The organism is Nocardia sp. NPDC001965 (assembly GCF_053594175.1).
Genome location: NZ_JBSFDZ010000036.1, coordinates 1 through 11,751, shown reverse-complemented (window position 1 = coordinate 11,751; position 11,751 = coordinate 1). Strand labels below are relative to the sequence as shown.

General features: G+C 69.2%; 10 protein-coding genes. 5 read left to right on the top strand and 5 right to left on the bottom strand.

All coding sequences use genetic code 11. From position 1 onward, the window contains the following. The first annotated feature begins 194 nt into the window (after positions 1 to 194). Both mftR2 and ACWCPQ_RS29785 read left to right on the top strand, forming a co-directional pair. A complete protein-coding gene (gene mftR2 / locus ACWCPQ_RS29790; protein ID WP_449905041.1) occupies positions 195 to 845 on the top strand; it encodes a mycofactocin system transcriptional regulator MftR2 in 651 nt (216 codons plus the stop codon). Between the two features lie 67 nt (positions 846 to 912). After that, a complete protein-coding gene (locus ACWCPQ_RS29785; RefSeq protein ID WP_449905039.1) occupies positions 913 to 1,968 on the top strand; it encodes a 2Fe-2S iron-sulfur cluster-binding protein in 1,056 nt (351 codons plus the stop codon). A gap of 142 nt (positions 1,969 to 2,110) precedes the next feature. Here ACWCPQ_RS29785 and ACWCPQ_RS29780 read toward each other — a convergent pair whose 3' ends face one another. Together ACWCPQ_RS29780 and ACWCPQ_RS29775 are read right to left on the bottom strand one after the other, a co-directional pair. Continuing rightward, complete coding sequence (locus ACWCPQ_RS29780; protein WP_449905037.1) at positions 2,111 to 3,376, bottom strand: FAD-dependent oxidoreductase; 1,266 nt, start codon at positions 3,374 to 3,376, stop codon at positions 2,111 to 2,113. 7 nt (positions 3,377 to 3,383) lie between these two features. Further along, on the bottom strand, positions 3,384 to 4,655 hold the full coding sequence (locus ACWCPQ_RS29775) for an MFS transporter (protein ID WP_449905035.1): 1,272 nt from the start codon (positions 4,653 to 4,655) through the stop codon (positions 3,384 to 3,386). Positions 4,656 to 4,813: 158 nt separating this feature from the next. Here ACWCPQ_RS29775 and ACWCPQ_RS29770 point away from each other — a divergent pair, with 158 nt between their 5' ends. Continuing rightward, positions 4,814 to 5,707: a LysR family transcriptional regulator gene (locus tag ACWCPQ_RS29770; protein WP_449905033.1), complete on the top strand. Its 894-nt coding sequence runs from the start codon at positions 4,814 to 4,816 to the stop codon at positions 5,705 to 5,707. 48 nt (positions 5,708 to 5,755) lie between these two features. On the opposite strand, the gene ACWCPQ_RS29765 is transcribed toward ACWCPQ_RS29770, so the two are convergent. Together ACWCPQ_RS29765 and ACWCPQ_RS29760 are read right to left on the bottom strand one after the other, a co-directional pair. Further along, positions 5,756 to 6,514 carry a glutamate racemase gene (locus ACWCPQ_RS29765; RefSeq protein WP_449905031.1) on the bottom strand — a complete coding sequence of 253 codons (759 nt, stop codon included), beginning with the start codon at positions 6,512 to 6,514 and terminating at the stop codon, positions 5,756 to 5,758. A gap of 9 nt (positions 6,515 to 6,523) precedes the next feature. After that, positions 6,524 to 7,723 carry an NAD(P)/FAD-dependent oxidoreductase gene (locus ACWCPQ_RS29760; RefSeq protein ID WP_449905029.1) on the bottom strand — a complete coding sequence of 400 codons (1,200 nt, stop codon included), beginning with the start codon at positions 7,721 to 7,723 and terminating at the stop codon, positions 6,524 to 6,526. A 288-nt stretch (positions 7,724 to 8,011) separates the two neighbouring features. Between ACWCPQ_RS29760 and ACWCPQ_RS29755 the strand changes: the two genes are divergently transcribed. Then, positions 8,012 to 8,368, top strand: coding sequence for an SPW repeat domain-containing protein (locus ACWCPQ_RS29755; protein WP_449905027.1), 357 nt, complete (start codon positions 8,012 to 8,014; stop codon positions 8,366 to 8,368). 320 nt (positions 8,369 to 8,688) lie between these two features. After that, a complete protein-coding gene (locus ACWCPQ_RS29750) occupies positions 8,689 to 10,794 on the top strand; it encodes a hypothetical protein (RefSeq protein WP_449905025.1) in 2,106 nt (701 codons plus the stop codon). 102 nt (positions 10,795 to 10,896) lie between these two features. Here the strand turns inward: ACWCPQ_RS29750 and ACWCPQ_RS29745 are convergent, their stop codons facing one another. After that, entirely contained in the window at positions 10,897 to 11,616 is a 720-nt protein-coding gene (locus ACWCPQ_RS29745; protein ID WP_449905023.1) for a helix-turn-helix transcriptional regulator, read from the bottom strand. Between the last annotated feature and the right edge of the window lie 135 nt (positions 11,617 to 11,751).

The following is an 11,751-nucleotide window of genomic DNA, read 5'->3' as shown; positions in this document are numbered from 1 at the left end:
CGTCCACACGCTCACAGCCCGAACACACACCCACCCGAACGCGCACCTCGGCATACCCCCGCCTACGTTCCGGCCGTGCGCGTCCATATGCCCAGATCCGGTCACAACGCTGTCGGGTGTGGCCATAGACTGCGGGGGCAAAGCAGCTGAACAGAACGTGACGGGCGGATGCCGCCCGACGTGTAGAGGTGGCAATGGGAGTCGTGCGGATGCAGGCGAGCGGGGGCGGGGGCGGTAACGGCAGCACCCTCTCGGAGACCGAGATCGTCGAGGCGGCACTTCGGGTCGTCCGAGCCGACGGAGTGGAGAAGCTGTCCATGCGGCGGCTCTCCCGTGAGCTCGGCGTGTCTCCGATGGCGCCGTACTACTACGTGGCCGATAAGCGGGAGCTGCTGGACCTGGTCGCGACCGCCGCGCTGGCCGGGGTTCGCAAACCGCCCCCCGATTCGGGCCCCTGGCAGGACCGGCTGGTCGATCTGCTCGCGCAGATCGACGAACGGCTGCGCCGCCATCCCGGGCTCGGTGACGTGCTCATCGAGCAGATGCTCGGAAAGCAGCTCGATCTGATCGCCGGGATCATGGAGATCCTCTACGAGGCCGGGTTCGACGATCGCAACGTCCTGGCCGGTTACGCCACGATTCACACCTACCTGTTCGGCCGCCGCCGGGTGAATCCGCGCAACCTCGACACCCCGCCCGATGTGGTGATGCCGGAACGAGTGGCCCGCGCAATGGAATACCTGCCCGACCTCCGCGGCAAGTATTCCTACGATTTCGGCGTGGGCGTACTGGTCTCCGGTCTGGAGGGACAGCTCGTCCGCCAACAATCGGCCGGCATAGGGTAAAATTGGAACACGTTCTAGTTTTGCCGTAGGCTCGGATGCCACCGGCTACCAGTGTCGAGAGGACGAGATGACCACCGTCGAAGTGCCCCATGGCTCGCGATCCGTCGTATTGCGGGTCGCCCAGGTCATCGCGGAAACCACCGACGCGAGCTCGCTGGTCTTCGAGGTCCCCGAGCAAGCGCGGGAGAAGTTCGCGTACCAGCCCGGCCAGTTCCTCACCCTGCGTATCCCCAGCGACCGCACCGGATCGGTGGCGCGCTGCTATTCGCTGGCGAGTTCCCCTTTCACCGACGATCTCCCCAAGGTCACGGTGAAGCGGACCAGCGACGGTTACGGCTCCAACTGGCTCTGCGACAACATCAAACCGGGCGACCAGCTCGAGGTGCTGCCGCCGTCGGGCGTCTTCACCCCGAAGAACCTCGACGAGGATCTACTGCTCTGCGCGGCGGGCAGCGGTATCACCCCGGTGATGTCCATCCTCAAATCCGCGCTGGAGCGGGGCAGCGCAAAGATCGTGCTGTTCTACGCCAACCGCGACGCCGAATCGGTGATCTTCGCGACCGAACTGCGCGAACTGGCCGAGAAGAATCCGCAGCGCCTGGTGGTGGTGCACTGGCTGGAGACCCTGCAGGGCCTGCCCACCGTGACCGCACTCGCCGAACTGCTGCGCCCCTACACCGAGTACGCGGCCTTCATGTGCGGCCCGAAGCCCTTCATGGACGGCGTACACGACGCACTCGGGCAGCTGGGCGTACCGCGTAACCGCACCCACGCCGAGATCTTCAACTCGCTGGCCGGCGATCCCTTCGCCGACACCGGCCCGGTCGAGATCTCCGACGAGGAGGCGGCCGACGCGGCCACGGTGGAGGTCGAACTCGACGGCGAGACCCACAACCTGAGCTGGCCGCGTAAACAGACGCTGGTCGACATCATGCTGGACAAGGGCCTCGACGTGCCCTACTCCTGCCAGGAGGGCGAATGCGGGTCCTGCGCCTGCACCGTGCTCGAGGGCAAGGTCGAGATGGAGAACGCCGAGATCCTCGACCCCGAGGACATCGAGAACGGCTACATCCTCGGCTGCCAGGCCCGCCCGGTCACCGACCACCTGCGTATCCAGTTCTGATCCGGCCCGCCCGGATCGCTCGACGGCCGGGCCGGCTGCGCTCGCCGAGCGGCCCGGTCACACAGCCGCCCCGGCGGTGCGTAACCGGCACCCACACGGCTACGCACCGGGGCATCCGGAGATCGCTCCGCACGCAGACAGATCAGACACGCACCGGGTCCGGGAGGCGGGCGCCCTGACGCTGCAGTTCCGCCCGCACCGTCACAGTGGTCGCCGCGCCGGTTCGAGCCTGCTGGGCGGCCGCCACTCCGGCGGCCTGACCGGTGGCGAACGCGGTCCCCATGACACGCAGTGACGCTCCGGCCTGCCGATCCCCGTCGAGCGTGCGCCCGGCCGCGTAGAGGTTGCCGGTGCCGACGCTGCGCAGACTGTCGAGCGGGATCGGGTAGAAGCCGGGATCACCGATGAACTTCCAGGTCGACGGAATACCGGGGCCCGGGTGGTACTCCATCGGCCAGGCACCGATCGCAACCGCGTTCTCGGTGGACGCCGGGTGCAGGATATCGGTCTCGAGCAGGCGGTACCGGGTGATGATATGGCGGGATTCGCGGGTACCGAGTTCGGGACCGGTGGTGACGATATAGGCCTGCTCGGCACCGGGGATCGTCCGGACGACCCGCAGATACGACTGGGCCTGCCGCCGCGCGCTGATCTCGGCCCGGCTGGTGTCGGCGGCGGATCGGGCATCATAACCCTCGTCCACCAGGTACATGATGATGTCGCCGGACACCGGCATCCGGGCGACCAATCCGGATTCGGCGAGCAGATCGGCGGCTCCCGCCGCCTTGGCTGCGCGTACGGCTTCCCCGACGGTGTGCACGGTCACCTCGGCCTCGGGCGCGATACCGCCGAAACGGACGCCGAGGCTGCCGTTCTGCACCCAGCCGTCGGTGCCGTAGCGGACTTCGGCGCCTGCGCGATGCGCGAGGTCCGCATCGCCGGTCGCGTCGACGAACGCCGCCGCGGTGAACCGGTGCACGCCCTCGTGATCGGCGATATCCACGGCCGTGATGCTGTCGCCTTCGGTATGCGCGCCGACCAGCAGACTGTGCAGGCGGATATCCACCCCAGCCTCCCGGCACAGTTCGTCGAGGACCACCTTGACGTTCTCCGGATCGAAGACCACGGTCACGGCGTTGAATCTGCGCGGCTCACCCACCGCGCCGCGCGCCCTCAGCCCGGCGACCACCTCGTCGGCGATTCCGAACACCACCTGCTGCATATCGTCACGGGTGTAGAGACCGCAGTAGGTGACGACATTGCGCAGCGTCGCCGCACCGCCCAGGCACGGACCGCGCTCGATCAGCAGCGTGCGGGCACCGGCCCGGGCGGCGCCCACCGCCGCGGCGATACCGGCCGATCCGCCGCCCGCGACAATGACGTCGTAGTGCGTACTGCTCGGGGTCATACGGGATTCAGCCCTTTCGATCGGTGGCCAGGAGCAGCGCACTGCCGTCCGGCCGGGCAGGGACGACGCCGGACGCGGATTCGCGGGCGTCGGCGCTCCGGATGAAGTACATGGGGACGATCGCCAGGCAGGGACCGGCGGCGAGGACGAGGAACACCAGCTGGAACGAGCCGCTGGCCCCGAAGACGAGTCCGACGACCGCCGGCACGATGGTGCTGCCGAGCTGCCAGAAGGCGTTCACACCGCCGGTGGCCGTCCCGGCGAGTTCCGGACCCGACAGCGTGGGGATCATCGCCATCATCACCGGGCTGTAGATGTAGGCGGTGATACCGAGGAACGGCGCGATCCAGAGAAACTGCGTCGCGGTGGTGGCGAAACTGAAGACGATCAGGCAGGCCGCGAAGGCCACCAGGATCGCGATGGTCAACCGCCGGCGGCTCAGCCCGAGCGCATCACCCACCAGACCGATCAGCGGTTTGGAGAAGACCGCGACGGCGCCGAAGATGACCACGACGGTGCCGGCCCGGACCGGATCGATACCGACGCCCTTGACCATCAGCAGGTTCGACCAGGTGATGAACCCGTAGGTGCCCCAGAGCGCACCGAACCCGGCCAGCGCCAGCAGCAGCAGGCCGCGGTTGCGCAGCAACGGTCGCAGATTCGGCGTACTGCCGGCTTCCGCGCGGGCCACCAGCGGACCGGGTCGCAGCAGGATCAGGCACAGCACCCCGACGGCGATCGAGGCGATTCCGAACAGGTGGTAGGAGGTGCGCCAGCTGTGCGATTCGATCAACCGGGGGACCACGGCATTCGCGACGACCAGTCCCAGGGAGGTCGCGGTCATGAAGACACCCATCGCGAAACCACGCCGCTGCGGGACGAACCAGCTGGTGATGAGTTTGACACCGCCGCCGACCTCGGCACCCGCACACAATCCGATACACGCCTGGAAGAGCAGCCCCATCGCGTGACTGTCGGCCTCACCGAACGCGAGCATGAACCCGCCGGAGAGCAGGATGCTCACGCCGACGGTCGCCCGGGCGCCGATCCAGTCCGCGATGAAGCCGCCGATCGCGTTGGAGACGACATACCCGATGTAGTAGGTGGTGGCGAAGACGCCGAGACCGGCGACCGCCACCCCGAGGTCGTCGCCCACCGAGCCGGCCGCCGGCCCCCAGGTGGCGCGGTCGACCGAGGTCATCGTGAAGGCGGCCCAACAGAGGGTCAGCACCACCCAGCGGTATCTGGTGTCGGGCGGTGCGGTGGAGATCGCGGTCACCGGAGGTCCTTTCGAGCGAAGCAGGGGCGCCGGCGCCGCGCGGTGCGCGACGGCTGTGGTGCCCACCACAATGCAACCGTGTGAGCGGCCCGTGATCCAATGCCACTTGGCTGACCCGGGTATGTTCTGAAGTTATGGCATACCGATCGGTATGTGAAATGGGAGCAACGGTGGAGCTACGACAACTACGGTATTTCGTCGAGGTCTTCGATCGCGGCTCACTGTCCGGGGCGGCGAAGGCCCTGCTGATCTCGCAACCGGCCCTGACTCGGCGGATCCAGCAGCTGGAACGGGAATGCGGGGTACCGCTCTTCGAGCGGGTTCCGGCGGGCATTGTGCCGACTCCCGCCGGAAAAGCCCTCTATCAGCATGTTCTCACGCTGCTCCGGTACGCCGACACCGCTAAGGATGCCGCGCGGGAGGCGGGACCGATCCGGGAGATCGTGCAGATCGGACTGGCCCCGGGCCTGCCGCCCACCTGGCTCGAGCAAATGATCGATACCGTCCGGATCGCCGTACCGCAGGCATACCTTTCCCTGACCGATGCGATCAGCACCGTCCAACTCCAGCAGCTGCGGGCCGGTCGCCTGGACATAGCGTTCGTGCATGAACCGCCCACGGGGGATCTCATCCGGCACCGCGTCCTGGAAGAACCGTTCGGCCTCGTGGTCGATCCGCGCCTGGCGGCCGAGTTCACCGGCAACACCTGCCCGCTGCGCGCCCTCGACGGTATGGATGTGCTCGCCCACGCCCGTGACCAGGTCCCGATCGGACACGACCGGCTGGTCTCCGCCGCGCACGAGGCCGGTATCGCACCCCGGTGGCATTTCGCCAACTACACCGAGAACGCGCGGGCCTGCCTGCGGGCCACCGGCGCGAACGCGGCCATCCTGAGCCGCACCACCGCGGGCCGCCTGCTGCCCGGGTGGCAATGGCGGCGGTTGGTGGATCCGCCGATCACCATGCAGACCTGGATCGTGCGGCAACCTGTCGTCCGCAGTACCGTCACCGAGGTCGCCGACACCATCGCCGGCTCCTTCGGCATCGACTGATCCGCCGCCGACGATCGGCGGGATTCATCACCGTTCCGCCGGGTACCGCTATCGGGCGCCCAGGAGACGTCCGGACTCGTATGCGGCCGCTCCGGGTGGCAGCATGCCGGGACGGCCGCTCAGATACACCTGTACGGTCCCGTCGCCGGTCGAGGGACCGCCCAACGCCTCGATCCGGCGGACCGTCTGCGTGGCGACGGCCTGCGCGCTGTCGAACAACCGGACACCGTCGGGCAGCGCGGCGACGATCGTGTCCACGATCAGCGGGTAGTGGGTGCAGCCGAGCACCACACCCTCGACATCGGCGGGTGTCCGGGCCGCCGCGTCCGCCACCGCCGCACGCACCCCGGCCATATCTCCACGATCCACCGCTTCGGCGAGCCCGTGGCAGGCCACCCCGGTCACCTTCGCCTCCCCGCCGAACCGGGCTATCAGATCCGCCTGATATGGGCTGGCCGTGGTCGCCGCGGTCGCCCACACGGCGACCGCCCGGCAGGCCGCGGCGGCCGGTTTGATCGCCGGCACGGTACCCACCACCGGCACGTCCACGCCGAGATCGGCACGGACGTGTTCGAGCGCGGTCACACTGGCGGTGTTACAGGGCAGCACGATCACCTCGGCGCCCAGGTCGTACGCGGCGCGGGCGGCCGAGACCACTCGATCGACCACCCAGTCCTGCGGTTTGGGACCCCACGGCGCGCCGTCGGGGTCCAGCTGCAACAGCAGATCCACATCGGGGCGCAGCTTACGCAGCCACGCCGCGGTGGGCAGCAGCCCGAATCCCGAATCGATGAGCGCGACGATCACACCGACAGGTTATTGAGTCGCCCCCAGCAATTCCTCCACCGGGGCGGCCGCGGCGATCTTCGCGCGCATCTTCATCACCTGACCGGTCATCCCGGCGCCGACCACTCCGGCCAACCGGCCGTCACGGAAGTAATAGGCGAGGAACTTGCGCCCGTCGTCGGCGAGAACACGGATATCGTCGGTGGCCCGGGGGGTACCGAGCGCCTGGAGTTTCAGGTCGTACTGGTCGCTCCAGAAATACGGAACCTGCGCGATACCGGGTGCTTCCACACCGAGCAGAGCGCAGGTCAGCAGCTTGGCCTGCTCGCCGGCGTTCGTCCAGTGCTCGATCCGGCGATGTTCGCCGGTCGGAGTCCGCCAGGCCGCCACATCGCCGACCGCCCACACCCCCGGCGCGCTGGTGCGCCCGGCTTCGTCGGCGAATACGCCGCCACCTGCCGCCGGTTCGGCCAGTTCGATACCGGATCCGGCCAGCCAGTCGGTCACCGGACGTGACCCGATACCGGATACCACCAGATCCGCGGCCACCTCGGACCCGTCGGCGAGGCGCGCGCCGCGCACTCGGCCCGCCGGATCGGCCAGTAGTTCGTCGACACCGACGCCGCAGCGCAGATCGACACCTTCGGCCCGGTGCAGCCGGGCCACGAGTTCACCGAGTTCCGTGCCGAGGACTCCGGCCAGCGGGGCGGGCTGTGGTTCCACCAGCACCACGGGCACGTTCTGTGCCCGCAGGCTGGCCGCGAGTTCACAGCCGATGAACCCCGCGCCGATCACCAGGGCCGCGGTGGCGTCCTGTACTCCCGACCGGATCGCGACCGCGTCGTCGTGGCTGCGCAGGACGTGGACACCGGCGACCTCGTCGGCACCGGGTAGCAGCCGGGGCCGCAGTCCGGTGGCGATGACGAGATGGGCGTAGGCCACCGTGGAGCCGTCGGCGAGCAGTACCTGTTGGGCCGCGGTGTCCACGCCGACAGCGGCGGTGCCCAGGCGCAGGTCGATCTGCTTCTCGTCGTAGAACTCGGCCGGCCGCAACGGAGTCCCGGTGGTTTCGCCCCGAACGAACTGTTTGGACAGCGGCGGGCGATCGTAGGGCGCGTGACGCTCGTCTCCGAGCAACACCAGTTCGCCCTCGTACCCCGCACGGCGCAACTCCTCGGCGGTGCGCAGCCCGGCGAGGCCGGCACCGGTGATCACGATCGGCGCGGACATACCGAACTCCCTCCCCGCGGCACCCGGCGCCGCGCCTGGAACAGGTTACAGAAAATCGTGTAGCCCACCCTAACAAGCCCAGCAGGCGAAGCCCACACCGTGATCCGCCACGGCGACAGCGCCGGCCGCGCTACGCCGTACCCGCACGACCCGCGGTGACAGCACGCCGTCCGCGCATCGTTTCGCCGCGCAATCGTGTCCGTCGCGATACCGACCGGTCACTGTAAGACGGCTATACCGAGGTCAGGCCCTGTCAACGGACCTGTTTCGGAGTCTCAGGAGGCCATTATGTTCGCAGAAAGCCGGACCCAGGATTTCCTGGCCGTGGTGCTCGGCGTTTTCACCGCCCTCTCACCGATCTGGGTGGCGACGAACGACCGCGCGGTGTGGACGATGATCGTGCTCGGAGCGCTCATCGCACTGACCGGACTCGCTCAGATGTACCGGCCCACGATGGCGGCGGCCGACTACGGGATGGCGTTGTTCGGCGCATTGCTGTTCATCGCACCGTGGGCCATGAACTACACCAGCTACAACGGGGCGTCGTGGACGTCGTGGGTCGTCGGGATCGTCACCGTCGTACTCGCAGTCGCGGCACTGCCGGCGGTGGCCGGCCGGATGCACCGGGCGGCACCGCACCACTGACACGGCCCGTCTCGTAACACCACCCGCCGACCGGGGTCGGCGGCCGGGCCCATTTGCGCCATCGACACCACCGGGAAAATTTCGAGGGGCCCCGACAAGGCCGACCTGCCCGGGCGGGCGAACGCGCCGATTCCCGCAGATCCCCGCGCATCTCGCCGTCCGGGCACGTCAGAGGCCCGTATCCGGGTGTCCAGGATACGGATCCGCGCGTAGAGGCGGCTCTGCCCGGATGTAATCTCGATCACCGGGGGCGCCCGATGCTGCGGTCATGGGCTTCGCACACTAGAACGAAAAGCACCCCGGCGGGTAAGAATGGGCCCATGGATGCCGAAAATGCCAGCCTCGGAGACGGACGTCGCGGCCGCCAGGAGGAGTACGGTCGCGCACAGCACAACTCCGAGTCGAGGGGCTTCGCCGGCTTCGGATCGAACGAATTCGATTCGGCGAATGGCTCGAACGGCGCCACGAACCGATCCGATTCCATCCCGGATCACGGTTATACGTGGACCCCCGCACCACCGTCCACTCCCCCGCAGAACCAGCACAGCACGGGTGGATCGTCGGCGTTGGATCCGTTCGCCGCCTGGAACACTCCCGGCGTGATCGGTGACTCGGCGGCAGTCGGGCTGATGACATCCGGTGGCCAGGAACCGGATCCCCGGTTCAGCACTTCGCCCTCGGACCCATCGCCCTTCCCCGCACCCCCCGACGGTCCCGATACCGCCGCGCTCTCCACCCGGCACAGCGCCGGTCCGACGACGGCCCCGGGGCAGACCGACCCGGACGGGATACCCCGGATACCGCAATCGAACCCCGGCCCCGAAGGTGGGCACTCCGCTTCGCTCGCCTCCTCTGCGCGGATTCCGATCCCGGGGCCGTATGCGGCCGAACAACAGCTGCTCTCCACCGATTCCACCGTCCCCACTTCGGGTACGCGGCCCGGCGGATCCGATCCACTCGCCGCCCCGACAACCCAGCTGCCCACCTCGGGCACGCCGGAGGACGCGTACCCCCTGCCACCGGAGACTCCGCCGCACGGCGACTCCTACGGCGGCGCGGCGGACCCCGGTTCACTGCCGAGCTGGCTGAGTTCGATCGGCGAGGAGCCGGTACCGCACCCCTTGGAAACCGGGGGACGGCGCCGCAAGCTCGATCTCACCGAATCCGGTGAATCCGACGAATCCTTCAACCCGTTCGAGGACCAGCACGCCCCTGAGCACGCGGAGAACTCCGCGGCTGCGACCACCGATCCACATGACCTGCCCGGCATTCCGGAGGCGGACACCTTCGACAGCGAACTCGCCGCCCGGCCGGAACTGCCGACCCGGGGACTGCCCACGCGCGGCCGCACCGCGCCCGCGGCGGGCCCCGAGGAGGGATCCGCCGCTCCACCCCTGCCCGCGCGGCGCCTGCCGCGGTCGGCGGCCCGGCACGCACCCGCCCCGGCCGACGAGCCGGATTCGGGGTCGCACAACGCCCACGAGGCTCCCGCCGTGACCACCGCAGGTGTTCCGGAACCGGCGCACGCCGAGAACATCGCCGAATCCCCGGACAACGAGCACGAACTGCCGGCGCCGAGGCGGCTGCCCCGGTCCGCCGCCCGGTACGGCCCCGAGGACGAGCAACCCGGCGTCCGCGGTGATCAGCAGCCCGCGCTACGGATCGCCGGCCCGGCCGACGAGGGAATTCCGGCCGACGAGGCCGGTGCGCGCACCGCACCGCCGCGCCTGGCTCCGCCGGACGGCACCCCGATCCTCGATCGGCTGCTGGACCCCGCACCCGCGCACAAGATCGACCCCGACGACGAATCCGGTGCCCCGGTAGCCGAACTGCTCACCCGGATACTGGAATCCGAGGATTCCGGTCCCGCCCGGCACAGCGGTTCCGACGAACCGGCCGAGGACGCCCCGGAAGCCGTCGTACCGCTGTCGCCACTGACCCTCGTTCCCGAGGACACCGGCGAAAGCATCGACGAAGATGACGAGGCCGATTCCCGCCCACCACTGGAGACGCGGCGCTCCCGGCGGGCCCGCGAGGCGGCCGAGGCCGCCGAGGCCGCGAAATCCGCGGCGGCGGCGCCGGCCCGGCCGGAAACACCGGTTTCCGAACCCATCGCGGACCCCGAACCGGCAGCACCGGCGCTGCGGCTTCCGGCACCGGCGGAGGACAGCCCATCCCGGCATACCCGCAGCGAGGAAGGCGCCGATATAGACATCCACCTCATCATGCGTTTGCTCACCGCGAGCGATGATCTCGAAGTCCTGGCCGGGCAGGCGGAGACGGGCGAGGTATCGGCCGCCGAGGTGGCCCGGGCCGCACGGGAGGCCAGGGCCGCGGTCCTGTCCGCGGTCACCGCCTGGTACGGCGGACCGGCCCAGATGGTCAAGTTCGCCAACGCACTGTTGCAGGCCGCCCGCGAATCCTGACCCACCGTGGCCGCGCCGGATCACCCGGCGCGGCTACGGTCTCCGGTGCGACAGGCGGGTTGCCGGCGAGGAGCCCGGCCGCACCCGGAACCGGCCGCGGGTCTACCCACCGGCCGGCCGTTCGCCGCTGCGATCGACCGGCGTGCCCGGCAGGTCAGTGTCACCGGTCCCGGCCCGCCACCGTCGCACAAGCCGCCGGCAGGCATCCACCAGTTCATCGGGCTCGACTTCCGATATCTCGGTATCGAAGGTGGCGAGCAGTCCTGCGATACCCGCCCAGGACCACGCGCCGAGGGTGAGACGGCAGTGCTCGGGATCGAGGTATTCGACAACCGATCCGCCGGGTGCCCAGCGTGCGACTGTCCCGGCCGCCAGATTCAACCGTGCGCTCCCGGTGCACTCCCAGGCAGCGGGAGTGTCCCCGCGGTCGTGGGTGGTCATCACGAAGCGGGCGATATCGCCGCCGGGCACTTCGCCGGGCGCGAACCGGATTCCCGTGGGCGGGTGCAGATGGAGACGATCGAGCCGAAGCACACGCCAGGCGCTCTCGGCCCGGAGGTAACCCACCAGGTACCACCGGGCCGCCCAGACCACCAGATGATGGGGTTCGAAGCGATGAGCCGGGGTGAACCCGGCCGTCCCGGGAATCGGACGGTTGCCGTCGGCACCGAGTGTTTCGACGATGAGCACCTCCCGGCGGTGAACCGCACTGCCCGCGATCTGCAACGCTGCCGCATCGATGGGTGGCGCCGGGAACTCCCAGTAGTTCGGCAACCTGGTGAGTCGCAGGCCTTCCACGGCCGCACGCAATCTGGCCGGCATCACCTGTTCGAGCGCTTCCAGGGCTCGCGCGGTGTCCTCCCCTAGAGAGTGTCCTCAAAGCCAGATGAGCAGGGTGGCCAGGTCGAGCATCCCGCGGTAGGACGTGGCGGTCTTGTCGTAACGGGTGGCGATCGC

Excerpts from the sequence above, each read along its gene's own strand:
- mftR2 (WP_449905041.1), top strand. The coding sequence starts at position 195 with ATGGGAGTCGTGCGGATGCAGGCGAGCGGGGGCGGGGGCGGTAACGGC.
- ACWCPQ_RS29785 (WP_449905039.1), top strand. The coding sequence starts at position 913 with ATGACCACCGTCGAAGTGCCCCATGGCTCGCGATCCGTCGTATTGCGG.
- ACWCPQ_RS29780 (WP_449905037.1), bottom strand. The coding sequence starts at position 3,376 with ATGACCCCGAGCAGTACGCACTACGACGTCATTGTCGCGGGCGGCGGA.
- ACWCPQ_RS29770 (WP_449905033.1), top strand. The coding sequence starts at position 4,814 with ATGGGAGCAACGGTGGAGCTACGACAACTACGGTATTTCGTCGAGGTC.
- ACWCPQ_RS29760 (WP_449905029.1), bottom strand. The coding sequence starts at position 7,723 with ATGTCCGCGCCGATCGTGATCACCGGTGCCGGCCTCGCCGGGCTGCGC.
- ACWCPQ_RS29755 (WP_449905027.1), top strand. The coding sequence starts at position 8,012 with ATGTTCGCAGAAAGCCGGACCCAGGATTTCCTGGCCGTGGTGCTCGGC.
- ACWCPQ_RS29750 (WP_449905025.1), top strand. The coding sequence starts at position 8,689 with ATGGATGCCGAAAATGCCAGCCTCGGAGACGGACGTCGCGGCCGCCAG.
- ACWCPQ_RS29745 (WP_449905023.1), bottom strand. The coding sequence starts at position 11,616 with ATGCCGGCCAGATTGCGTGCGGCCGTGGAAGGCCTGCGACTCACCAGG.